We start from the raw sequence: 25,024 nt of genomic DNA, 5'->3' as shown, positions 1-25,024 counted from the left end.
GCGCATGCACGGTTTTGACAACGATAAGGAGAGGACAAATGACTGTAAGTGTCAAAGACACCCTGGCTGCAAAAGGGATACACCCAAGCCCCGAGCATCTGGCCAAGCTGGAGACCAAATGGCGTGAAATTCAGGCCATGAAGGGCAATCTGGAAGGGATCGCCATCGACGATGCCGACCTCGCGATCAAGCATCTGGCCGGAGGGGACCACCATGAATAAGGAACTGCTTGAACTCAGCGTGATTGAACTGGCGGATAAACTGCGCACCAAGGCGGTCTCCCCTGTCGAAGTCACTGACAACCTGCTGGCCTACATCGATCAGTCGAACCCGCAGACCAACGCCTACATTTCCATCACCGCCGAGCAGGCGCGCCAAAGCGCGCGTCAAGCCGAGCAAGACATCATGGCCGGCAAGTACAAGGGCGTATTTCATGGCGTGCCGCTGGCCCTGAAAGACAATATCTACTTTGCCAACGAGGTCACCACCATGGCCTCCAAAATCCACAAGGATTTCGTCTCCAAGGACGACGCAACAGTTGCCACCAAGCTGCGCGATGCCGGCGTAATTTTTACCGGCAAGCTGAACATGCACGAGTACGCCTGGGGCATCGACAACAACAACCCTCACTTTGGCCCCGTGCATAACCCCTGGAATCCAGACCGTGTGCCCGGTGGCTCCAGCGGTGGTTCGGGCGCTGCCGTGGCCTCACACAGTTCCTACAACACCCTGGGCACTGATACGGCCGGCTCCATCCGTATCCCCTCCGCCGCATGCGGTATCGTCGGTCTGAAGCCCACCCACGGGCGTGTGAGCAAGTTCGGCGTCTACCCGCTGGCCTGGACCCTGGACCACGTCGGCCCCATGTCCAAAACCGTGGCCGACGCCGCTGCCATGCTGGAAGTGATTGCTGGCTTTGATCCGCGCGACCCAACCTGCGCCAACGTCCCGGTCGGCTCCTACCTGAGCGCCCTGAACGGTGAGGTCAAAGGCCTGCGCATCGGTATCATTGAGGACTACTTCTTCAAAAACGTCGACTCGGGCATTGAAAAAGTCATCCGCGAGCGCCTGGCCGACCTGGAAAAACAGGGCGCCAAAGTCATCCCTCTGACCGTGCCTGCCCTGCGTTATTCCGAATGGGCCGAGCTGGCCGTCAGCCTGACCGAGGCTGCGACCATCCACCACCAGGACCTGATCAAACGTCCCAACGATTTCGGCGGTGACATTCGCTTCCTGTTTGAACTCGGTGAGCTGTTTAGCGGCATCGATTATTTGCAAGCCCAGCAAGTACGCCGCGCCCTTAAACAGCAATTTACCGGCACCTTCAGCGACGTAGACGTCATCATCGCTCCCACCCTGCCTTGCCAGGTGCCCGACATTGGCGTCGATACCGTCAACATTAATGGAAAAACGCTGGACTTCATCGACGAAGGCATCCGCTTTACCGGCCCCAGCAACCTGACTGGTCTACCGGCCGTCACGGTGCCCGCCGGTATCGCCAACGGTATGCCCGTAGGACTGCAAATCATCGGCCCCGCCTTTGAAGAAGCACGCATCCTGAATGTTGCCTACGCCGTGGAATCGATGAAACCCATGGCCGGACACCAGCCCGTTCTGAAGCCTTAAGCTGCCCCCTGCCCCCTCTGTACGCCTGGTCAGACGGGGCAGGGTTTTCACACCAGCACGCCGGTATCAGCAGACCCCCTGTGCTCTCCAGCCGCTGAATGACGCCGGTCAACTCCGGCAGATCTGGATGTCGCCATCCTGACCAGCAAGACCCTCCTAAGCGGCCGGCCTGCAGGCCCAAAAGAAAGACCGGCGCCCAGTCACGGGCGCCGGTCTTTCTTTCATCAGCAAACATTGTTTTGCGCCACCTAACACACCGTGGCAGCGATAACACGCAACGCCGCACCCCTCATCCACACAGCACGGCCAGAGCATGAATGTTTCATACTCGGCACTCCGTCACAATGTCATGCGCACCCGGTTTCAGGATTTGCGCGTCCGTCCTTTGGCCGTGCTGCGACCCGTGGCAGCGGACTTGCCCGCCACCTTTCCGGGTGCTGCGGTCCGGGTAGCACGGCTGGCAGTTTGCGGCGTCGTTTTGGTCGCGCTCCTGGGGGCTGCGGAAGCTCTCGCTTCAGGCGCGGGTTTGGCGACAACTGCAGCAGCCACTTCAGGACCAGACTGGGCAGCCGCGGGCGCAGCCACTTCAGGCGCCAGTTTGGTGCCCGCTGCGGTCTTTTTCACCGGAATACCTGCCCCAGTTTGAGCCAGTGGTGTCGACACAGCACCGGGCGGGGACCCGGGCACTGTCTCGCTCGTCGCCTTCGCTACCGGCGTGGCTGCTGTCCTTGCAAGCGGTGTGCTTTCAAGCGGTACGGACTGTTCTGCCTGCTCCCGCTGCCGGGCCGCCGTCTCGAACAAATCCAGCACCTCTTGCGAGGCCTTGGCCACCGCCGCAGGTGCCGCATCCTGCTCATCAATCGCACTGATCAGCTTCTTGATCAGGGACGCCACCAGACGAATTTCCTCCGGCGTATGTCTGCTCAGCAAGTGCGGAATCGCTTCCACCGCCTTATGGCCATGATGGGCCAGCACCAAGGCCTGCTCGCGAATCGCGGCACGCATTTTTTCAATATCAAACTTGCCGGCATCGTACTGCTCGCGCAAGCGCATGGCGGCATGGTGATAACGCTCGTCCACACTATTGCGCTGTTTGGCAATATGGAACAAACCGCGCAGCGCGGCTTCCAGCAAACCGCCTTCATTGAGCAGACCGTCCAGTCTGTGCATTTGCTCACGGACAAAAGCCAGATGCTCGGGTGAACTACCCGGATGCGGGCGCGCCGGCGTCGAATCACCGGGGGCGTGACCGGCCAGGGCCAGCAGCAAAGGCGAACCATACACCGTGTCAAACCAGATCTGATAGATGCTGTCACGACGATCGCGGTAGTTATCCAGAGCCCGTTCCATGGCCTGCGAGAAATTCTCTTGCGCTTGCAGCAGGGGGTTGTCCTGGTCCACCGCCTGACGCTGCTGGGCAATATTCTCGGCCCATTTATGAATCGTGTCCGCCCAAGGGTGAGCGCTGGTCCAGGACTCGTAAGACAGGCGCATAGGATGCAAGGCCTCCAGCAAGGCGGCGCTATACGGCGTGGACAGAGCCTTGACCCAAGGCTGCAAGGTGCTCTTGTAGAAAGCCAGATTAATCTCGGACAGACGCGCAGCAGCGGCAAAACGACGGTCCGACTCGGGGTCCGGCTGCACAATCTGCGCGATTTCAGCCAGACTACTCTGGCGCACTGACATCAGATACGGATCATTCAGCAAGGTGTCGTCGCCCGGAGTTTCCTCTACCGTGGCCCGGTAAATGCCAGCGGGCAACAGATCAATCTGATCGATGGTGCTGGCAAACTTGCGGTGTTCTTTGCTGCCCACACTGCCCGATACAAAAATGCCCAGGTGGCCGATACGATCATGCGTGGTGAACACGATGGTCTGGTCATGGCTGCGCACATCGTCATCGTCCAGATACAGGTCCGTGATCCAGCCCAGTGCCTGGGCCGGTGGCGTGATGTTGTCGCCAAAGGAGCTGAACACCACAATGGGCGAACGGATATTGCGCAGATCGATGCGAATGCCGTCCGAGGTCAGAAGCTGAGCCGTGGACAGTTTGTTGCCGATAAACAAGTTGTCCACGATGTACTGCATTTCCACATCATTCAGAAACACATAACCGCCCCAGTATTTCTCAAAGCCGATGTAGCGCTCAGCCTCCGTGTCCGCCTTGGCGTAAACGTGGTACTGCTTGGTCCACAAGGTATTGGCAGGGTCCAGATTCTCAAAATTCTTGACCAGCCACGCACCATCAAAACGGCCATGCCCCACATCACTGGTCAGGGCGGTCAGCCAACTGCCCCCGAGCAAACCGCCGGCATAGCGCATGGGATTGCGCCCCGCCCAATAAGACAGCGGGGCGCCAGCCAGAATCAACGGTCCAAACAGATCCGGCCAGACCGCGGCGGCCATCATGACCTGCCAGCCAGCCTGACAATTGCCAATGACCACCGGCTTACCCTGGCTGTCGGGGTGCAGCTCGGCTGCCTTGCTGACGAAGGCGGCGTGTGCGCGCATCACATCCTCGACCGTCTGGCCAGGGACAGGGTCAGGTAAAAAGCCCACAAAATAGCAAGGGTGCCCCGCTTTAAGCGCAGCACCAATTTCGCTGTCGGACTTGAATCCACCGATACCCGGCCCATGCCCGGCCCGGGGGTCCACCACCAGAAACGGGCGCTTGCCAGGGACGGTAGGCTGATCGTCGGGCGGCACAATCCGTACCATCAGATAGTTGACGGGTCGGGGAAGCGTCAGCCCCGACATGACCAGTTCCGCCGGAAAATTCAGCACATTGGGCACGTTCATCTTACGTTGGGCCTGGTACTGGTCCCCGACCTGACGTTCGATATCGGCATACAAAATGGCGCGCTGCCAGGCATCCACCCAGTACGAGGAGACGGTCTGACCCAGGTTCCAGGGATTCATCATCCAAGGGGACCACGCCGTGCTGTCGTCACGAGACTTATCTGTCATCATCTTCTCCCTTCATTCTGCTACCGGTTCATGCGGCCTCAATAGCGATAGCCACACCTTGACCGCCGCCAATGCACAAGGTGGCAAGACCCTTACGCGCACCGCGACGACGCATTTCATGAACCAAGGTGACCAGCACACGGGCGCCCGATGCACCAATGGGGTGACCTAAAGCGATGGCCCCACCATTGACATTGACCTTGTTCATGTCCCACTGCAAATCCTTGGCCACGGCGAGCGATTGGGCGGCAAAGGCTTCATTGGCCTCGATCAGGTCCAGCTCGTTCAGGTCCCAGCCTACCTGCTTCAAGACCTTGCGGCTGGCCGACACAGGGCCAATCCCCATGATGGCTGGATCTACCCCGGTGCTGGCCCAGCCCCGAACCCATGCCAATACGGGCAGGCCCAATGCCTTGGCCTTGTCGGCGCTGGCCAGCAAAAGCACGGCGGCACCGTCATTAATGCTTGAGGCGTTGCCCGCCGTGACGGTGCCCTCTTTCTTGAAGGCAGGGCGCAATTTGGCCAACGACTCCAGCGTGGTTTGCGCACGAGGTTGCTCATCGGTCTCCACACGCAGCGGGTCACCCTTACGCTGAGGCACCTCAATCGGGGTGATTTCTTCCTTGAAACGTCCCGCTTGCAGGGCAGCCACGGCTCTGCGCTGGGACTCAAGGGCAAACGCATCTTGCTGCTCGCGGCTGATGCCGTAACGCTCGGCCAGATTTTCTGCCGTAATGCCCATATGGTAGTTGTGAAACGCGTCTGTCAAACCATCACGCAGCAAGGTGTCATCCATCATGGCATGGCCCAGGCCCAAACCTGTACGCGCCTTGTGAACGGCAAACGGGGCCAGACTCATGCTTTCCTGTCCACCGGCCAGAACCAGATCGGCGTCACCTGCAGCAATGGCCTGCGCCGCCAGATGGACCGCCTTCAAGCCCGAACCACACAGCTTGTTGAGCGACATGGAGGGCACCTCGTAGGGCAGACCCGCATTCACGGCAGCCTGACGGGCCGGATTCTGGCCTGCGCCGGCGGTCAGGACCTGGCCCAGAATGACCTCGTCAATCTGATCGGCGGCTACGCCCGTCGCCTGGAGCACGGCACGAATCAATTGGGCGCTCAAATCGTGGGCGGGCACCGTGGACAGCCCCCCCTGAAAACGGCCGATGGGGGTACGGGTCGCGGCAAGAATCGCGATATCTTTGTGCATATCCATTCCTTTCCTAAGTCACAGGCCCGACAAGCGGGCCCCCTACAGGCAGCCAGTGGTCAGCGTCAGGATCAGTACATATGCTGGCCGCCATTCATGGCGACGTTACTGCCTGTCATAAAACCAGCCGCTTCGCTGGCAATAAAGGTCACCAACGCGGCAATTTCCTCGGGCTGTCCCAAACGGCCCACCGGAATGCCCGCGATAATGCTGTTGCGCACATCCTCGGGCACCGCCATGACCATCTTCGTGGCCAGATAGCCGGGAGAGACGGTGTTGACGGTCACACCCTTGCGTGCCACTTCCTGTGCCAGCGCCTTGGTAAAACCATGCATGCCCGCCTTGGCAGCCGAATAATTGGTCTGGCCAAACTGTCCCTTGCTGCCGTTGATGGAGGAGATGTTGATCACCCGGCCCCAGCCGCGCTCGAGCATGCCATCGATAAAGGGCTTGGTCACGTTAAACACCGAGTCCAGATTGACCCGCAAGACCTCGTCCCACTTGTCCTTGCTCAGCTTGCGAAAAGTGCCGTCACGGGTAATGCCGGCATTGTTGATGAGGATGTCAACGTGCTGGCCGTCCTTTTCAATGGCCTGGGCCATCTGCTGGCAAGACTCGAAATCGGCAACATCAACGTGATAGCCCTGAAACTCATAACCGGCCTCGGCCTGTTCCTTGAGCCAGACCTGGGCATCGGCCTCGCTGCGCGAGTGGGTCACCAGTACCCGATGACCCGCATCATGCAGGGCACGGGCGATCTCTTGACCCAGACCGCCCATCCCTCCCGTCACCAACGCCGTGCGTTTAACCGTAGACATACCGCTTATGCTCCCTTTTGAGTGTCAGAGGCGCTGGCAGCATTTGCCCAAGGCGCGCCCCACTGCTTGAAAATATCCATGACCGGTACTGCAGCACTGGTCTCGCTGACCACGGCCAGCACCGACTTTTGCCAGGCTTCCAGCGCTTCTTGCAAACCGGAGGTGAACTTGGTCTGGTTCTCAATAGCCAACTGGTTGATGGCCTGGCTGTCATTGACCCCGTGCTGGAACAGACGCCAGAACGTGTCGGCCGGCAGAGTTGCCAACGACTGCCAGTTGCCGGTTTGCAGCAAGTTCTCAATCTCAGCCGTGGTCTGCTCCACGCTTCTCAGGCTGCTTTTCTGTACGGACTCCAGCCAGCGGTGACCGCCCTCCTGCAACAGGCGCGTGATACGCAATTGCAGCTCGACATTGGCCTTGTACAGGTCCAGGGGAAGTGTCTCCATGCTCATCGAAATCTCCTTAAAGGAAAAAAGTGCCCCCTGACGGGGCCCAGTCCATCAAGCCATCTGAGAGATGGTGTTACGAAAACGCCGTAGCGACAGAACGAACAAAACCGTCCCGATCACCAACAGGGCCAAAAAGGGTTGCCACACCGTTTCAATACCGGCACCACGGAACAAAATGGCCTGCCCTAACGACACAAAATGCGTGGTGGGGGCAAGCTGCATCAGATGCTGCACAATTTCAGGCATGCTTTCACGGGGCGTGCGCCCGCCCGAGAGCAGGTTCATGGGCAGCAGGGTCAGCATCAGCAACAGGCCAAACTGGGGCATGCTGCGCGACAAGGTCGCCAGATAGATACCCATGGAAGTCATGGCAAACAGACACAGCACTGCGCCGCACAGAAACAGCGCAATGGAACCTTCAATCGGCACACCCAGCAGACCTTGCACCACAAACTTGAGCGATGCAGCCGTGGCGATCAGAACCACCAGCCCCATGGCCGTCACTTTGGAGGCCATAATCTCGCCCGGCGTGACGGGCATCACCAGCAAGTGTTCAATGGTGCCGTGCTCGCGCTCTCTGATCAGGGCAGCCCCGGTGAGAATAATGGACAGCATGGCAACCGAGTTGATGACTTCGGCAATACTGCCAAACCAGGCTTTTTCCAACGTGGGGTTAAAGCGGACACGCAAGGCCAGGTCCACCGGCAAGGTGTCAACGCTGCGGTAGCGCCGCACGAATTCGTTGACCTCACCCATTACCACCTGCTGGATATAGTTATTGCCGGTAAAGGCCTGGCTCATGCGAGTGGCATCAATATTGAGCTGCACCTCGGGGCTACGCCCCGCCAGGACATCGCGCTGAAAATTGGGAGGAATGTTCAACACAAAAGTGAACTGCCCAGTGTCCATACCCGAATCCATTTCGCCGTATTCGATCATGTGCGGGCGAATGAACTCCGGCGGATAAAAGGCCGACGCAATACGGGCCGACAAGGGGCTCTGGTCCTGATCCACAATTGCGATAGGCGCATTGTTCAAGGTTTCCGGCTGGGCAGTGGCCGAGGTGTAAATCGAGACCGAGAACACGTACACAATCAGCAGCAGCATCATGGGATCACGCCATAGACTCCAGAGCTCCTTGCGACCCAGCAACAGTACATTCTTGAGTTTTCTCATCTCAGCTCTCCTGCTTTCTGAGCAGCATGACCGCAGCGCCCAACACCACCGGGATGGCCAGCAACAAGGCAAACAGGGCGCCATGCAGGTCCGAGAAGGTCAAGGCCTTGTTAAACACCCCACGACTGATGTTGAACATATGCGTGGCAGGGTAAAGCTCGCCCGCCCAGCGACTGAGACCTTGCATAGAGGACACCGGATTCAGCAAGCCGGACAGTTGGGTGGCGGGCAGCATGGTGCCAATCATGGCAAAAAACATGGCGGCAATCTGACTGCGAGTCACGGTAGAAGCCAGCAGCCCCATGCCGGTCGAAATCACGCAAAACATCAAGGTCGCCAGACTCAGGGTTAGAAAGCTGCCCTTGATGGGTACATCGAATATCGTGATGGCCAGCAAGCACATGCACAAAAAGTTGACCATCGCCAGGCCAATATAGGGAATCTGCTTGCCCAGCAGGAATTCCACGCGCGTAACCGGGGTCACGTAGAGATTGATGATGGAGCCCAGCTCTTTTTCACGTACCACAGACAGCGCGGTCAGCATGGCCGGCAACATCAACAAGAGCACAGGAATGACGGCCGGAACCATCGCAGGAAGGCTCTTGACATCGGGGTTGTAACGGTAGCGGTCCTGGATACTGGCGGGCGTCACCAGCGCCCCTGCTCCCAAACGTTCTTTGGCCTGCGTAATCAGCCACTGCTGATGCATGGCTTTCACATAGCCCTGGATGGTCTCAGCACGGGTGGGCATGGAGCCATCCACCCAGGCGGCAATTTCAGGATTGCTGCCACGCAACACATCGCGACCAAAGCCCGGCGGAATCTCAATGGCCAGGGCAATCTTGCCGCGTCGCATTCTATCGTCCAGATCCTGATAATCCGTCAGCGGCGGCTGCTCCAGAAAATAGCGCGACCCTGACAGATTCAAGGCGTAGTTCTGACTGATGCTGGTCTGATCACGGTCCAGTACCGCATAGCGCAAATCCTCCACGTCCAGAGTAATGCCAAAACCCATCACAAACAGAAGAATCAGGGAACCGGCCAGAGCCAGGGTTGCCCGCACCGGATCACGGCGCAGCTCCAGCGTTTCGCGCCAGGTGTAACTCAACAGACGCTGCAGACTGAAACGCTCCTGATGCTCCTGCTGCTCGGGCGCTTCGACAAGCGTCGTCTGTTCGGTCGCGGGCTCGGCCTGCGGCTCGGGGCCACTGGCCTCGAGCAGGTAGCCGATAAAAGCCTCCTCCAGCGTGGCCGCTCCCCGTTTTTTCACCAGATTGGCGGGCGTGTCGCTATCGAGCACTTTACCGGCATGCATCATGGACATGCGGTCACAACGCTCGGCCTCGTTCATGAAGTGGGTGGAAATAAAAATGGTGACCTTGTCCCGTCGGGACAGCTCGATCAGCAAACGCCAGAAATTGTCGCGAGCCACCGGGTCCACCCCCGAAGTTGGCTCATCCAGAATCAGTAGCTCGGGCTTGTGGACCATCGCCACCGCCAGAGACAGGCGCTGACGCATGCCCAACGGAATGGCATCGGGCAGGCGATCCAGAATCTGGCCCAGCTCAAAGCGCTCCACCATTTCAGCGACACGCGCTTGCACCTGGTCATCAGGAACGTGGAAAAGCTGGGCATGCAGCACCAGGTTTTGTCGAACCGTCAGCTCGCCGTACAGGGAGAACGCCTGCGACATGTAACCCACACGACGGCGGGTATCGATGTCTTTGGGATTGACTTCGTGACCAAACAGCCAGGCCTGACCCTCTGAAGCCGGCAGCAGGCCCGTCAGCATCTTCATGGTGGTGGACTTGCCGCAACCATTCGAGCCCAGAAAACCAAAAATCTCGCCACGCCGGATGCGAAACGATACATGGTCCACGGCGGTAAAGTCGCCGAAACGGATGGTCAGTCCTTCGGCCTCAATGGCGATATCGTTCGCATCCACATCCAGTGGTGGTATCACAACCTCCTGGTGGCCCTGACGCTTGTCCTCGGGCAAGAGGCGAATAAAAGCCTGCTCCAGATTTTTGCTCTGTGTGCGTTCCAGCAATTCCCGGGGTGAACCCGTTGCCAGAATCCGCCCATCATCCATGGCCACCAGCCAGTCAAAGCGCTGAGCCTCATCCATATAGGCGGTGGCCACAATCACGCTCATGCCTGGGCGCTCACGTCGTATGCGCTCGATCAGGTCCCAGAACTGTTTGCGGGCCAGGGGGTCCACGCCGGTGGTGGGCTCGTCCAGCAGCAAGAAATCCGGGTCATGAATCAGCGCGCAACACAGCCCCAACTTTTGCTTCATGCCACCCGAGAGCTTGCCAGCCGGGCGCGTCAAAAAAGGATACAGTCCCGTGCTGCGTGTCAGATCGTCAATCCGGCGGCGGCGCTCGGCGGCATTGTGCCCAAATAAACGGCCAAAAAACTGCAGGTTCTCTTCCACCGACAAGGTGGGGTACAAATTTTTGCCCAGCCCCTGGGGCATGTAGGCAATGCGCGGGCAAATCTTATCGCGATGGCTTTTATCTGCCATATCGCCGCCCAGTACCTCAATGTGGCCTTCCTGAATCACGCGTGCACCGGCCAGCAAGGACAGCAAGCTGGACTTGCCCACACCATCCGGACCAATCAGTCCGACCATGCAAGCGGCAGGAACATCCAGGCTTAAACGGTCCAGGGCGAGCGTATCGCCATAACGCTGACTGAGCTCCGTTACACGAGCAACAGCCGTCGCTTGCTGCTTGGGCATGGTTTACTCCGTCAGGGTGGAAGTCAGCGACTCAGGCCAGCTGGCATTGGGGTCCAGCTTCACCCAGGCCACCCCAGGCAGGCCTGTCTTGACTTGCTCCAGGTGTTTTTTCAACAGCTCTGGAGCAATCTGAGCCTTGACACGAAACATCAGTTTTTGACGTTCTGACGCCGTCTCGACACTCTTGGGCGTGAACTGGGCCGAGCTGGCAACAAACGACACGGTGGCAGGAACAGGCATATCGGGGATCGCATCGAGCACCAGACGCACTTCGGAGCCCAGGGCCACCTTGCCCGCCACTTCACTAGGCAGAAAGAAGGTCATGTACACATCGGACAAGTCCAGCACATTGAGCACCCGTCCCCCGGCCCCCAGCACCTCACCAGGCTGGGCAACCCGAAACTGCACCCGTCCATCGCGCGGACTGACCAGCTCACTGTCGCGCAAGTCCGCTTCGATGCGGGCAACCGCGGCATGGGCGGCCTCAACCGCAGACTGGGCGCCGATCAACTGGGCCTTGGCCGCATTGATGGCAGCAACCGCCGCATTGGCTTGCGCTTGACTGGCAGCAACAGCTGCCTGAGCGCCCCGCACGCGGGCGCGGTCATCGTCCAGTTCCTGCACCGACGCGGCCCCTTCTTTGGACAAGGTGGTGGAACGAGCCAGACGACGCTGGGCAGCATCCAGTTCGGACTCACGCTGCCCGACCATCGCCTTGGCGGCAATCGCATCGCTTTCACGCAGTGCCACCTGGGCCTGCGCAACGGCCACATTGTTCTCAGCCTGCCGCAAACCGGCAACAGCCTCATCACGGGCAGCCTCCAGACTGTCTTGCTGCATGACAGCCAGCACTTCGCCTTTCTTCACAAAGTCGCCTTCGCGTGCCTCAATGCTCTGGATACGGCCGGCAAACTTGGTGGAGATATCAATCTCGGTCGCCTCGATACGACCATTACCGCTGACAAAGCCGTCACCCGGACCGGTATTGGACATTTTCTGCCATGCCCACCAACCCAGGCCTAGAACCCCGGCAACAATCAGGACAGGAACAATGTTTTTTTTCAAGGTAGAGGGTGTGCTCATAACTGGCTCGAAGATGAATCCGATTGAGAAGGGATAGAAATGTTTGTCAGGGTGTCGGCGGGGTCCAAGCCACCGCCCAGGGCGCTGTACAGCGCAATCTGACTGGCTAGCAGTGCGCGGCGCGTTTGCACCACCTGCTGCTCCACATCCAGCAAGTCTCGTTGCGCATCCAGCACTTCCAGATAAGCAGCCGACCCATTGTCGTAGCGCATCTGCGCTAAACGGGCGCGCTCGGTCTGGGCCTGACGGGCGACCAATTGGACCTCCAGCTGCTGACTTAACCAGCGACGCGCCGACAAGGCGTCCGAGACTTCACGAAAGGCACTCTGAATGGCTTTCTCGTACTCCGCCACTCGTATGTCACGGCGTACATAAGCCGCATCCAGGTTGGCACTGCGGCGGCCGCCATCAAAAATAGGCAGGGAAATGGTAGGAGCGAATGTCCAGGCCTTGCTGCCGGAATCGAACAAACCGTCCAACTCAGCGCTGGCCGTGCCGAAACTGCCCGTCAAGGCAATGCGTGGGAAAAAGGCCGCACGCGCCGCTCCAATGTTGGCATTGGCGGCGCGCAATGTATGCTCCGCGGCAATAATATCCGGCCGCCACAGCATCAGGTCCGAAGGTAAACCAGGGGCCAGCTCGGCCAACATCACGTTCTCGTTGAGCGGAGCGCCGCTCAGGGGGACGCCCGGGTCCGCGCCCAGAAGTTGCTGCAGGGCATGCACTTGTACCGCCCGCTGCTGCTCCAGTTGAGCCAGTAGCGACTGAGCCTGTGTCAGCAAGGTTTGCACCTGGGTGACATCCAGCCTGGAGGTGGCCCCCACCTCGTAGCGGCGGGAAAAGATACGATAGGACTCCTGACGGCTCTCGACACTTTTGCGGGCAATCTGTACGCGTTCATCCAGTTCGCGCACGACCAGATAGTTATTGGCTACTTGCGAGACCAAGGCCACATGCACCGCCTGACGACCCGCCTCACTTGCCAGCCAGCCCTGCAACGCTGCATCTTCCAGGCTGCGCACCCGTCCCCATAAGTCCAGCTCCCACGTGGTCAAACCGATCTGCGCACGGTAATCCCCGCCTGTAACGGCCTGCCCGGAGGGATTCATATCGCCCGGCACACGCGACCGGGCTGTCTGACCGCCCACCGTAAACGCCGGAAAACGCTCGCTACGCTGCAAGTTCAGCGCGGCGCGCGCTTCCTCAACCCGTAACACGGCCACTCGCATATCGCGGTTATTGGCCAATGCGGTTTCAATCAGCTTGCTCAGAACCGGATCTTTAAAGTACTGACGCCACCCCAGGTCCCGCGCCCGCACCGCCTCGGCCTGCCCTGCGGACAGATCCGGATAGGCGTGCGGAACAGGGGATGCGGGCTGAACATAATCGGGCGCCATCGAGGCACAACCTGCCAGCGTGACCAGCAAGGCAGCCAGCGCGAAATAAGGACGACGCGCAACGCTTTGATGCTTGATACTCACATCGTGGGTCTGTGGAGCCATTTGAAAACATGCCTAATGAGAAAAAAGAAAACTGCCGTCAAGGCAATACAGCATGTCAGCAACTGGCGTTGCGCCGGTTGCCGACCTGGAACAAAGCGGCAAGCTCACTGTTGTGCAAGCTTGTATGACCAGACTGCTTACTTCATCAATACGTATTGACCGGGCGCGGGGCCTAGAGGGGCATAACCCTGCTTGGCGGCACCCATCTGCGGTGGCTTTTTTGTTTGCGCGCCCGAGCGCGCTTTCAGCCATGCACTCCAGGCGGGCCACCAGGAACCTGAATGCGAAGCGGCTTGTGCCTGCCACTCGTCCACCAAAACAGGCGCTGTGCCTGCTGCACGGGTATGAATCTGATAATGACGGCGCGGATGGCCCGGTTCGCTGACGATTCCGGCGTTATGACCGCCTGTGGTCAAAACAAACGTGATCTCGGCAGGCACCAGATAATGCAGCTTATAAACAGAGCGCCAGGGGGCAACATGATCAGAAACAGTGCCGACGCAAAAAATAGGCAAATTAATGTGCGCAAGAGAAACGATACGACCTTCCACCGGATAACGGTTTTGACTTAAATCATTATTCAAATACATGCGCCGCAAATATTGCGAATGCATGGTGGCAGGCATACGGGTAGCGTCCGCATTCCAGGCCATCAGATCGTTAAGCGGACGGCGTTCACCCAATAAATACTTATTGACCAAAGGCGCCCATACCAAATCCGCGGAACGTAGAAGCTGAAAGGCCACTTCCATCTGATTGGCGCGTAAATACCCTTCATCGGCCATCTGGGCTTCCAGCAGACTGACCTGGCTTTCGTCGATGAACAAGGACAAATCGCCCGGCTCTGAAAAGTCCGTCTGCGCAGCAAAGAAGGTCAGGGAAGCGAGGCGCTCATCGCCATCCCGTGCCATGGCGGCTGCCGCGATCGCCAGCAGGGTGCCGCCCAGGCAATAGCCCGTAGCATGAATTTTCTGGCCGGGGACAATCGCGTTGATCGCATCAAGGCTGGCTTTCCAGCCCAGACGAATGTAATCGTCCATGCCAAAAGCATGATCCTGGGCCTGGGGGTTCTTCCAGGACACGCAAAATACGGTATGGCCTTGATCTACCAAGTATTTAATCAGGGAGTTATGGGCCGACAGGTCTAGAATGTAGTACTTCATGATCCAGGCCGGAACAATCAAAACGGGTTCCGGGTGGACCTGCTTGCTGCTGGGCGCATACTGAATCAGCTCGGCCAGCTCGTTGCGCAACACCACCTTGCCGGGTGTAGCGGCCACATCCTTTCCTACCTGAAAATCCTCGGTCCCGACAGGCGGCTCACCCGCTAGTTGGGCCTGCATATCCTGCTGCCAGTTCTCCAGACCGCGACTGAAATTCGCGCCCTGCTCGGCCAGGGTTCTGTCCCATACCAGGGGGTTGGTCCAGGCAAAATTGCTGGGACTCAGCATGTTCAGCCATTGCTCGGCACCAAAAGCGACCAGCTTTTGATGATGCGGCTCAACGCCAGCCACTCCTTCAGTGGCACTTTGCCACCATTGCTGCTGCGCCTGATAGGTCTGTCGCAATAAATTGAATGGCCAACGGTCCCATGCAGGATCAGAAAACCGACGGTCGGCAACAGCAGCAGACGACGGGGTCTGAACAGAGGCGTGAGCAGGAAGTTGAGCCGCCGCTGCCAGCTCTTGGCTCCATTCGCGAAACAACTGCTCCCACTGGCGTTGAGCCAGTTGTCTGAGCTGCTCCTGTTTACCTGGGCTCAAACCCAGATGGCGTATCCAGTCCATCCAGGCTAGAAACTGCGATTCAGGAGAGAGCGAGCTCCAGATACGAGCCCAAGCGGCTCGTGCGGATGCGTCCAGATGCTCAGTCTGATCAGGGGACTGCCTACTCACCATTGTCACTCCGCAAAAAGTACATCCAAAGAAAAAGCAGATACGACCGCTTAGTCTTTTTGATAATACACCAGTTTACATCTAAACTTTTTGCATGCAGGCCTTTTAACAAAAACCTATAAAAAACCTTTGCGTTAGATCAAGCTCATGACACATAAAAACACAACATCCAAGCTGCACTTGTTGTTATACCGTGCCTGAAATGAAATAGGGAAATAAAACGGAAATGAAAATAAATAAACCTTCCCTAAAAAGGGAAGAAACCTAAAAGAAAAACCAATGAAATCTATTGAAACAAATACGGTTTTAAAGTCAGGACAGAACTATTATTTCTGCCGCCATATGACAAAACAAGCATGTGCCCAGGACACGCTTACCTTCTGGCAAACCGGGGCCCGAAACTGACGGCCTGATATACTGCAAGCCCCCATCTCTTGCCCATCCCTACAGGATGACATGACAGACTCACCTAGCAATAAATCGACAAAAAACGAAAGCACAAACAAGCGACGCTACCTGTCCTCGGCCGAGCGCAAACGCGAAATTCTGAGCGCCGCCTTTGAAGAGTTTTCTCACCGGGGATTTCTGGGTACCTCGCTGGAACGCATCGCGGCCCGCGCCGGCATTTCCAAGTCCGGAATTTACGCGCACTACAGCAGCAAAGACGAGGTATTCGAGGACATGCTTCGCCACACTCTGCTGCCTGCTCAAGGCCATGCCTTCGAACTATCGGATTCTTACCAGGCCGATACTTTGTCCTGTATCGTGGACGAGTATCTCAAGCAACTGTATGAACGTCTGTCCAGCCCGGATGTGCAAGCCATGTTCAGGCTATTGATGACAGAAAGCGGTCGAGTGCCTGATCTGGCGCATTACTGGGGCAAGCAGCTCCTGAGCCAGAACTACATGGCTAACCAGGCTTTCTTTGAAGCGGGAATACAGCGTGGGCTCATCCGCCCCGATGTCAGCGCCTCGGACTACACGCTGGCTGCCTCGCCCTCCCTGATGTGGCTGATGGTCCTGCTGGTCCTGGGACCGGAAAACTCGCCCGTGGCCTTTGAAGAAGTCCGTCTGTTGCACAAGCGCCTGCTGATGGAACAACTGCAACCCACCGCTTAAATGGGATCGGTCAGCCCAGCCCCAGGCGCCGGGCTGCTGCAAACCGCAAGCGGGGGTGCAATCGCCCCACTCCTGCGTTGAGCCATAAGCCTTATCAAGCCAGACATATAAGGCGGTCGGGCGCCCACGCTACACTGGCGACCGGTACACATTCCCTCAAACCGCAACTGCCCGTACAATAGTTGGTTGCAGTCCATTTTCAATGGGTTCCCTCACCCCATCCACCAAAAAGGTTCAGACATGATTCTGCCCGCTATGCCGTCTTCACGGCTGTCGCTGTATGTGCGACTTCTCATTGCCTTTCACGTATTCATCGTGATCGCCAGCAATTATCTGGTTCAACTTCCTATTGAGCTGTTTGGCTTTCATAGCACCTGGGGCGCTTTCAGCTTTCCTTTTGTGTTTCTGGCAACCGACCTGACCGTGCGCCTGATGGGTAAATCGCAGGCACGACGCGTCATCACCCGCGCCATGTTTCCGGCCCTGATCGCCTCCTATGTCGTCTCCGTGCTGTTCCATGAAGGCCAGTTCAATGGCTTGCAGGCACTGGGCGAGTTCAACAGCTTTGTCTTTCGTATTGCACTGGCCAGTTTCGCGGCCTATGTGCTGGGACAGTTGCTGGACGTACAGGTCTTTGACCGCATCCGCCGCGATTACACGCAGTGGTGGATCGCCCCGGCCGCCGCCTCAGTTTTTGGGCAGGCACTGGATACTCTGGCCTTTTTCGGCATCGCCTTCTGGCGCAGCAGCAATCCTTTCATGGCGGAGTACTGGGGCGAAATCGCGCTCGTCGATTACGTCATCAAGCTGGGGGTGAGCCTGTTGCTGTTTGTTCCTATGTACGGTGTCTTGCTCAACTCGCTGATCAGCACCATGAAACGCCGCGCCCTGAGCCCTGCGCAGGTCAAAGCATGAAGCCGCAGCTTGCCCGTCGTCGAGCCCTGGTCCTATTTTCGGGGGGACAGGATTCGGCCACTTGTCTGGCATGGGCTCTGGATCGTTTTGCGTTTGTGGAGACCGTGGGCTTTGACTACGGCCAGCGAAACCATGCGGAACTGCAATGTCGCCAGACGTTGCGAGAAAATCTGTGCCGACACTTTCCACATTGGGCAGAGCGCCTGGGCGAAGATCATGTGCTTGACGCCGGTGTTCTGGGACAGATAGGCGGCAGCGCCATGACTGAGCCTATGCGCATTGCGGTGCAGGACGATGGCCTGCCCAATACCTTCGTGCCCGGTCGCAACCTGCTGTTCTTTACTTTGGCCGCTGCCTTGGCCTACCGTCGCGGGCTGGATACGCTGGTAGGCGGCATGTCTGAAACTGACTACTCAGGCTACCCGGACTGCCGGGACAACACCCTTAAAGCTTTGCAAGTCGCCCTGAGTCTGGGCATAGAGCGTCCCCTAACCATAGAGACGCCCCTCATGTGGCTGGACAAGGCTGATACTTGGGAGATGGCCGACCAACTGGGCTCAGATGCTCTGGTCAGGCTGATCCAGCAAGACAGCCATACCTGTTACCAGAATGAGCGGGAAGCGCTGCATGACTGGGGATATGGCTGCGGACGCTGCCCCGCTTGCGAACTGCGCGCCAAAGGATATGCAAACTGGAGCAGGCGGCGTGCCGATCCCGGTCATTGAGCATTTCGGCAGGGATGCAGGATTCGATGCAAACGCAATGCGGTGGACAAAGAGTGGCTTTTCAATAGCAGCAGAACAGAACACCACATCAGAAAAATCAGGATGGGCGCACTGAAATAACGCTGGAATTTCACCGTTGAGTGTAAGCTGGAAAAATAATCTCCTGACTTGACCGCCGCACAAACCCACTCCCTTTCATCCTCAAGAAAAGGAACAGTCTGGGCTTGTTTCGGTAGTGAGCAATCGGAAAGATCATAAACCCATTTTTTATCTCCTGACGCCAGGAAAGAGTGCAAGCCCTTCTCGCCCTGCCATGCCCAAACCTCGCTTTCTTTAAATTTAATAATCGCATCGGGACGGATGACTAAAGTCGCGAAAATCGCGATCAAAAAAGTGATCAAAATCCAAAAAATCGGCAGCACCGCCCGTTGCACAGCCTTGGGTTTCTCTACTCTTTGCTCTTTCCAGTTGACCCAGACCCCTGCTTTGCCCAGTGTTCTCAGAGCAATGGCGCTGGAGTGCGCCCATTTCACCGCGCGATGTGTGTCTTTCACTGTCTGAATATCATCAACGCGGTGGAGCCCGAACATGATCTTGAAACGCTCTACATCCAGCGATTTTTCTCGCTCGGCATCCAAATAAGCATCATAAAATTTGTCGCGATGAAAGAAAGACCATAGCTTATTGAAAAATATGAAATACGCCCCCCTTAAGAACAGGTAGAGCAAGCCCGCCAACACGCTCAGAAAGATAAATAAACTAAAAGCGGCAGAAAAATAAGAAAAAAGACTTGAGATATTATTCATCATAAAAAAACCCAACCACCGAAGTGGCTGGGTCCTTATCAACAGAATGACACATTACAGCTGGGCTGGTTCCGTTTGTACCTGATACACCGGGTACGTACGACACAAGGTGACGATCTTCTCACGAATATCGTGCTTGACGGCCTCCAGCGTGCCCGCCTCATAAGCATCGAGCACATCGCACAAGTAATGCGCCAGTTGCTCGCAATCGGCCACGGTAAAGCCCCGTGTCGTCACGGCAGGCGTTCCGATACGGATACCCGAGGTCACCATGGGCGAGCGCGGATCGTTGGGCACTGAGTTTTTGTTGACGGTGATGTAAGCATCCGCCAGGGCATCACTGGCTTCTTGCCCGGTATAAGGCTTGGTCGACAGGTTAATCAGCATCATGTGGTTATCCGTACCCCCAGACACGATGGTATGGCCACGCTGAATCAGTATCGCTGCCATCGCTCGGGCATTACGCACCACATTTTGCTGATAGGTACGGAACTCGGGTTGCAGGGCTTCCTTGAAGGCAACGGCTTTGGCTGCAATAAGATGCATCAAGGGCCCCCCTTGCACGCCGGGGAACACCGCTGAATTCAAACGTTTGTAGAAATCGTCGCTTTGCCCTTTAGCCATGATCACGCCACCACGTGGGCCGCGCAGGGTTTTGTGCGTGGTGCTGGTAACCACATGTGCGTATGGCAAGGGGCTGGGGTACTCACCCGCCGCCACCAGGCCGGCCACATGAGCCATATCGACCCAGAACCAGGCACCCACCTTGTCAGCGATCTGGCGCATACGCGCCCAATCCTTCACGCGTGAATAGGCAGAGAAACCGCCGATCAACATCTTGGGCTTGGTCTCGATAGCAATCCGCTCCATTTCGTCGTAATCGATCAGCCCGGTTTGGGTATCGACGCCGTAAGGAACAATGTTGTAAAGACGCCCCGAAATATTGATGGGATTACCGTGCGTCAGGTGCCCGCCCTGCGCCAGATTCATCCCCATTACCGTATCGCCAGGTTTGAGCAGGGCCAGAAACACGGCGGTATTGGCTTGTGCTCCGGCATGAGGCTGCACGTTGGCATAATCGCAATCGAATAGGGCCTTCAGGCGCTCGATGGCCAAACGCTCGGCCACGTCCACAAACTCGCAACCGGCGTAATAGCGCTTGTCCGGATAACCCTCAGCGTACTTGTTGGTGAAAACGGAGTTCTGAACCTGCATGACCAAGGGGCTGGCATAGTTCTCCGAGGCAATCAGTTCTACATGATCTTCCTGACGGCTTTGTTCACCAGCCATGGCCTGAGCCAGTTCCTTGTCGAATTCAGCCAGAGTGAGTGTGTTGTCGTACATCGCTTTTCCTTAAAAAATCTTAGGTCAAATCGCAGCCACCTGCCTGGCCGCTCTGAGAGGCGGGCATCGCCCTTAACCGTGCGTGCGCACGAATTCGCGCATGAACAGCGCCAGCTCCTGTACCGCATCCAGGGTGACGGCGTTGTAAATGCTGGCGCGCAAGCCCCCAGTCGACTGATGGCCCTTCAAACCATGAAATCCGTTTTCCTGCGCTTCCCGAACAAATAGATCCTCCAAATTTCTTTCGAAAATATGAAAAGGAACATTATTGATAGATCGATAATCAGGCAAAACATGATTGATATAGAAACCATTACTGCCATCAATCACGTTATAAAGATGGCGTGACTTTTTCTTATTGATTTCATGCAGCACTTCTATTCCACCCGTACGTTCAATCCACTCCATCATCAAGCCCATCACATACCAGGAAAACGTGGAAGGAGTATTTAACAGGGGCTGCTTTTTTGCCTGAATGGAAAAATCCAACGCCTGTGGCGTTGCAGCCAAAGGCTTGTCTAAAATAGCAGGATTGAGCAATACGAGCGTGACACCGGCAATACCCATATTTTTCTGGGCTGAGGCATAAACCAAATCATGTGCGGCAATGTCAATCGGCTTGGACATCAGGCTGGAGCAGGCATCACACACTAATGGAATAGACGAAATGGGTGGTTTTGAAAATTGCAAGCCCTGTGCAGTTTCATTCTCCGTGTAATGCAAGTAAGCCGCATCCAGATTAATATGAGATTCATTAATTTCAGGAACACGATCAAATCCAGTTTCATGAGAACTGGCAATGGTTCGCACAATCCCATATTGCCTGGCGGCATTAGCCGCTTGCTCCGACCACAAGCCCGTGTGTATATAGTCCGCTGTGTTTGTTTTATGAAACAGGTTCATCGGAATTTGAGAAAACTGCAGATACGACCCCCCTTGCAGGAGCAACACATGATAGTCCGATGGAACTGCCAGAACGCGACGCACCGCGGCGTCAGTCGCGTGGGCAAAATCCATAAAGGGCTGGGAGCGATGGCTGATTTCCATCACGGATACCCCCGTGCCGGCAAAATCGAGCAGTTCATCGCGCACTTGCAAGAGAACATCGATCGGCAAGGCGCTGGGCCCTGCGCTGAAATTAAAGGGTCGGGACATACTTGCTGAGATCCTGTACAAACCTGAACGCCGGAACAGGCCCCCCCTATTTCGGCAACGACAATCAAGTCTACGAGCACAATGGTCTGACTAGTCAGACCATTAATCTTCTCTGGAGCAGACCGCATGACGCGTTCGTTTGAACTGGACACCTTGAAAATGCGTCTTAACGATGATGAACTTCAATCCCTGGATCTTCACCAGCGTATTCAACGTGCCCTACGGGCGCTGATTCTGGATGGCGCTCTGGGTCCCGGAGTCAAGCTGCCTGCCACGCGCTCACTGGCCAAATCATTGAGCATGGCGCGCGATACCGTCGAGAACGCCTATGTCCAACTCCACCGCGACGGCTTTATCGTGCGACGTGAAGGTTCGGGCAGTTATGTCTCTGAATCCGTGGGAACCGAGCTGCGAGGCAGCGCCTACCGGCGCATCAAGGCCCAGGATCTGAAACGCAGCGTCATGGAACCGGGTACCGGCTTGAGCCGCCGGGGCCGCGCCGTATTTGAAAGTGGCGGTATTGCCGATCAGCAAACCATCAAGGCCTTTGCCACCGGCTTGCCTGAAACCCGCAACTTTCCGACCGATGTCTGGGAACGCCTGCAGCGTCAGGCCATGAAGGACTTTCGCGCCAACATCCTGCTACATGGTGATCCCCAGGGCACCGAGTCCTTGCGCAAAGCGATTGCCGTATACCTGAATCTGGAACGAGGCGCCAAGGTATCCGCGGATCAGATTCTGATTTTGAGCAGTACGCGCCAAGCTCTGTTCCTGTGTGCGCAACTACTGGTCGATGCGGGCAAGCCCATTCTGGTTGAGAATCCAGGTTACTTCGGCGCGCGCAAGGCTTTTGAAGCGGCCGAAGCCCGTGTCGTACCTATTGGGGTGAACGAACAGGGCCTGCGCACCGAGCTTTTGCATGAAGACCGCAGCGGTGCAAACTGCATTTATGTCACCCCCTCCCATCAGTACCCAACAGGGGCGACCCTTTCACTGGAACGTCGCCTGGAACTGATACGCTGGGCGGCCGAAAATGGCCGCTGGATTCTGGAAGACGACTACGACAGCGAGTTTCATTATGACGGCCTGCCCACCGCCTGCGTGCAGGGTCTGGACAAGTATCAGCGTACGATTTACCTGGGCACGTTCAGCAAAACGCTCTATCCGGGGCTGCGCATGGGGTATATGGCTCTGCCGCCGGAGCTGGTCAAACCCTTTACACAAGCCCGCAGCATCATGGATGGGCACACTCCTCAGATACTGCAGCTGACCCTGGCGCGTTTCATGGAAGACGGCCACTACAACTCGCACATCCGGGCCATGCGCAAGCTGTACACGGGGCGTCGGGAGATCATGCTGGAGGCCATTGAACAACATCTTCAAGGTATTGTGCGCGCCGCCAGACCTGAGGGCGGCTTGCAGATACCCTGTTTCCTTGAGCCCGGCTGGTCGGAAGAACACACCTTGCGCCGCGCCCTAAGCGCTGGCGTACAGCTACCCGGTTTGAGCCGGCTGTATATTGGTGAGGAAAAACAACAGGGGTGGCTACTGGGCTATGCATCCTTGACGGCCTACGAGATTGAATCCGCCATGTTGCGTCTGGCCAACGCCTTGCGTCAGGGCAAGGGTTGAGCCAGGCTGCAGTCAATATGCAAGGGGATATCGCCGGTTCAGATCGGCTACCCCTTCTAAAATGGCATTTTCGGTGCGCGCGCTGCGAGCACCGCTGCGCACGCCGCCCAGCAACGCCAGAATCATGTCGCCAATTTCCTTGAAGTCATCCTCCCCCAGCCCCCGGGTCGTACAGGCGCCGCTCCCCACCCGTATGCCGGAATAGGCCGCATGAGCCTGCTCATACGGCACACGATGTTTGCTCAAGCTGATACCCAACTGCGCCAAGGCCCGTTCTACCAAGGGCCCGGACAACTCCCAGGGGCGCAGATCCACCACGCCAAAGTGGCAGTCCGTGCCTCCCGACACCACAGTCAGGCCACCTTCAGCCAATCGGCGGCACAAACTGCGCGCATTGATGATGACCGCCTGTGCATAGGCTTTATAGGCAGGGCTCATTGCCTCTCCCAGTGCCACTGCCTTGGCCGCCATAATGTTCAGCAAAGGCCCACCCTGCAGGCCCGGATACACAGCCTGACTCAAACGCTCCGCCAACTTGGGCTCATTACATAAAATGATGCCACCTCGGGGACCGCGTAAAGTGCCATGCGTGGAAAAAGTGGTCACATGGGCATGCGGTACGGGCGACTCCATCAAGCCCGCCGCCACCAGTCCGGCGCTATGAGCCAGATCCACCATCAGATATGCATTGACCTCGTTGGCAATCGTTCTGAACTCGGCAAAATCGGGCGTCCGTGAATAGGAGGAGCCACCCGCGATGATCAGGCGAGGACGCTCCTTGTGAGCCAAAGCACGCACCTCGTCCATGTCCACCCACTGGGTCTGGCGATCCACACCATAAGAACAGGTCTGAAACCAGCGCCCCGAAACATTCACATGCGAGCCGTGACTGATATGGCCGCCGGCACTTTGATCCAGCGCCAAAATAGTATCACCCGGCGAGAGCAGGGCCAGATAGACCGCCAGATTGGCCTGGCTGCCCGAGTGGGCCTGCACATTGGCAAACGCCGCCCCGAACACCGACTTGGCCCGCTCGATAGCCAGCTCTTCGGTTTGGTCGGCCTGTTCGCACCCGCCATAAATCCGTTGCCCTGGGTATCCCTGCGCCTGCTTGTTGCTCAGCAAGGACCCCTGTACGTCCAGAACGGATCGGCTCAGGTAATTCTCCGAAGCAATCAGCTCAATGGTGTGCTGCTGTCGGCGTCGCTCGGCCTCGATGATGTCCCAAAGATTGCGATCGCTTTGCTGTAGAAATTGCGAACCCACCACAGGCAGGTGGGAGGTGTCGCCACCGGCAAGACTCTTCATGGGAGTTCCTGTTTAGATATAAGCCCCTTGACGGTCGCGACCGTTTTTCAGTCACGAGACAAAAGGGCAAGCCCGGGCATGTCGTTTTCCAGGGCGAAAGATAAACATCCTATTCTGTTTATCGTCCAATCAAACAGTCCATTAAAAATTAATTCACCAGACCACTTTTAATCATTATTGTCCGGATAAACATTCAAGGCATAAAGAATTAAAAATCCCTTGAAACACAGCAAGAAAGCCAATCCCGATTATTTCAGTCAAGAATTAAAACAGAAATCAAATTTTTATTCTTAAGTGGTCTGTTAAATAGCCTGAAAATGGTCTGTCATTTATTGTCATAGGATCATTAGAATGCAGCCAACGAATACTCAATGCCCATACTTCTAAACGCTCAAACAGATTATCACTCTTTTCAATCTGCGCATTAAAACCATCCCCAGTTTTCCCATAACCACAGGAAACGCCATTGCTTTAACGGCAGTTCAACCGCGCTGATCTTGCAAGGTTCCTAAAGACCCGGTAACGGGCTTTTTTTGAAACCGGGCTGA

At 56.9% G+C, this 25,024-nt stretch carries 19 protein-coding genes; 6 read left to right on the top strand and 13 right to left on the bottom strand.

The window, feature by feature from the left end; all coding sequences use genetic code 11:
- Nucleotides 1–38: 38 nt before the first annotated feature.
- Nucleotides 39–221 (top strand): hypothetical protein, encoded by a 183-nt coding sequence (locus V6936_RS00430; RefSeq protein ID WP_003803240.1) that lies wholly within the window; start codon nt 39–41, stop codon nt 219–221.
- Nucleotides 214–1,626 carry an Asp-tRNA(Asn)/Glu-tRNA(Gln) amidotransferase GatCAB subunit A gene (locus V6936_RS00425; protein ID WP_003803238.1) on the top strand — a complete coding sequence of 471 codons (1,413 nt, stop codon included), beginning with the start codon at nt 214–216 and terminating at the stop codon, nt 1,624–1,626. The genes V6936_RS00430 and V6936_RS00425 overlap by 8 nt, the downstream gene beginning before the upstream one ends.
- A 363-nt stretch (nt 1,627–1,989) precedes the next feature.
- On the opposite strand, the gene V6936_RS00420 is transcribed toward V6936_RS00425, so the two are convergent.
- The 9 genes from V6936_RS00420 to V6936_RS00380 all read right to left on the bottom strand — a co-directional run bounded on the left by V6936_RS00420 (nt 1,990) and on the right by V6936_RS00380 (nt 15,475).
- Nucleotides 1,990–4,593, bottom strand: coding sequence for a DUF3141 domain-containing protein (locus tag V6936_RS00420; RefSeq protein WP_426345226.1), 2,604 nt, complete (start codon nt 4,591–4,593; stop codon nt 1,990–1,992).
- A 28-nt stretch (nt 4,594–4,621) separates the two neighbouring features.
- Complete coding sequence (locus tag V6936_RS00415) at nt 4,622–5,806, bottom strand: acetyl-CoA C-acetyltransferase (protein WP_003803235.1); 1,185 nt, start codon at nt 5,804–5,806, stop codon at nt 4,622–4,624.
- A 71-nt stretch (nt 5,807–5,877) separates the two neighbouring features.
- Complete coding sequence (phbB, locus tag V6936_RS00410; protein WP_039943686.1) at nt 5,878–6,624, bottom strand: acetoacetyl-CoA reductase; 747 nt, start codon at nt 6,622–6,624, stop codon at nt 5,878–5,880.
- A gap of 5 nt (nt 6,625–6,629) precedes the next feature.
- On the bottom strand, nt 6,630–7,070 hold the full coding sequence (locus V6936_RS00405; protein ID WP_230406189.1) for a phasin family protein: 441 nt from the start codon (nt 7,068–7,070) through the stop codon (nt 6,630–6,632).
- A 54-nt stretch (nt 7,071–7,124) separates the two neighbouring features.
- Nucleotides 7,125–8,249, bottom strand: coding sequence for an ABC transporter permease (locus V6936_RS00400; RefSeq protein ID WP_003803229.1), 1,125 nt, complete (start codon nt 8,247–8,249; stop codon nt 7,125–7,127).
- Between the two features lies 1 nt (nt 8,250).
- On the bottom strand, nt 8,251–10,992 hold the full coding sequence (rbbA, locus tag V6936_RS00395) for a ribosome-associated ATPase/putative transporter RbbA (protein WP_003803227.1): 2,742 nt from the start codon (nt 10,990–10,992) through the stop codon (nt 8,251–8,253).
- 3 nt (nt 10,993–10,995) lie between these two features.
- Entirely contained in the window at nt 10,996–12,075 is a 1,080-nt protein-coding gene (locus V6936_RS00390; protein ID WP_003803225.1) for an HlyD family secretion protein, read from the bottom strand.
- Entirely contained in the window at nt 12,072–13,577 is a 1,506-nt protein-coding gene (locus tag V6936_RS00385) for an efflux transporter outer membrane subunit (RefSeq protein ID WP_003803222.1), read from the bottom strand. The genes V6936_RS00390 and V6936_RS00385 overlap by 4 nt, the downstream gene beginning before the upstream one ends.
- Nucleotides 13,578–13,714: 137 nt before the next feature.
- Entirely contained in the window at nt 13,715–15,475 is a 1,761-nt protein-coding gene (locus V6936_RS00380) for an alpha/beta fold hydrolase (RefSeq protein ID WP_039943683.1), read from the bottom strand.
- Nucleotides 15,476–15,928: 453 nt separating this feature from the next.
- Here V6936_RS00380 and V6936_RS00375 point away from each other — a divergent pair, with 453 nt between their 5' ends.
- The 3 genes from V6936_RS00375 (at nt 15,929) to queC (ending at nt 18,231) form a co-directional block, all read left to right on the top strand.
- Nucleotides 15,929–16,591 carry a TetR/AcrR family transcriptional regulator gene (locus tag V6936_RS00375; RefSeq protein WP_003803218.1) on the top strand — a complete coding sequence of 221 codons (663 nt, stop codon included), beginning with the start codon at nt 15,929–15,931 and terminating at the stop codon, nt 16,589–16,591.
- 240 nt (nt 16,592–16,831) lie between these two features.
- Nucleotides 16,832–17,506, top strand: a complete 675-nt coding sequence (locus V6936_RS00370) for a 7-cyano-7-deazaguanine/7-aminomethyl-7-deazaguanine transporter (protein WP_336579234.1) — start codon at nt 16,832–16,834, stop codon at nt 17,504–17,506.
- Nucleotides 17,503–18,231 (top strand): 7-cyano-7-deazaguanine synthase QueC, encoded by a 729-nt coding sequence (gene queC / locus V6936_RS00365; protein ID WP_003803214.1) that lies wholly within the window; start codon nt 17,503–17,505, stop codon nt 18,229–18,231. Before V6936_RS00370 ends, queC begins: the two co-directional genes overlap by 4 nt.
- Here the strand turns inward: queC and V6936_RS00360 are convergent.
- The 3 genes from V6936_RS00360 to serC all read right to left on the bottom strand — a co-directional run bounded on the left by V6936_RS00360 (nt 18,225) and on the right by serC (nt 21,536).
- Nucleotides 18,225–19,040, bottom strand: coding sequence for a DUF6216 family protein (locus V6936_RS00360; protein WP_336579233.1), 816 nt, complete (start codon nt 19,038–19,040; stop codon nt 18,225–18,227). The two genes, queC and V6936_RS00360, sit on opposite strands and share 7 nt — an antisense overlap.
- A 51-nt stretch (nt 19,041–19,091) precedes the next feature.
- Nucleotides 19,092–20,381, bottom strand: a complete 1,290-nt coding sequence (glyA, locus tag V6936_RS00355; RefSeq protein ID WP_003803210.1) for a serine hydroxymethyltransferase — start codon at nt 20,379–20,381, stop codon at nt 19,092–19,094.
- A gap of 72 nt (nt 20,382–20,453) precedes the next feature.
- Nucleotides 20,454–21,536 (bottom strand): 3-phosphoserine/phosphohydroxythreonine transaminase, encoded by a 1,083-nt coding sequence (gene serC, locus V6936_RS00350; protein ID WP_336579231.1) that lies wholly within the window; start codon nt 21,534–21,536, stop codon nt 20,454–20,456.
- A gap of 126 nt (nt 21,537–21,662) precedes the next feature.
- Between serC and pdxR the strand changes: the two genes are divergently transcribed.
- Nucleotides 21,663–23,168 carry a MocR-like pyridoxine biosynthesis transcription factor PdxR gene (gene pdxR, locus V6936_RS00345; RefSeq protein WP_336579230.1) on the top strand — a complete coding sequence of 502 codons (1,506 nt, stop codon included), beginning with the start codon at nt 21,663–21,665 and terminating at the stop codon, nt 23,166–23,168.
- A 12-nt stretch (nt 23,169–23,180) separates the two neighbouring features.
- Here pdxR and glyA (V6936_RS00340) read toward each other — a convergent pair whose 3' ends face one another.
- Complete coding sequence (glyA, locus tag V6936_RS00340) at nt 23,181–24,476, bottom strand: serine hydroxymethyltransferase (RefSeq protein ID WP_003803204.1); 1,296 nt, start codon at nt 24,474–24,476, stop codon at nt 23,181–23,183.
- Nucleotides 24,477–25,024: the final 548 nt, after the last annotated feature.

Origin of the sequence: Alcaligenes sp. CHO6 (genome assembly GCF_037120595.1) — a bacterium.
Taxonomy (GTDB): domain Bacteria; phylum Pseudomonadota; class Gammaproteobacteria; order Burkholderiales; family Burkholderiaceae_B; genus Alcaligenes; species Alcaligenes ammonioxydans.
Note: the sequence above shows the minus strand (reverse complement) of the source record. Positions and strands in the feature narration are given on the sequence as shown.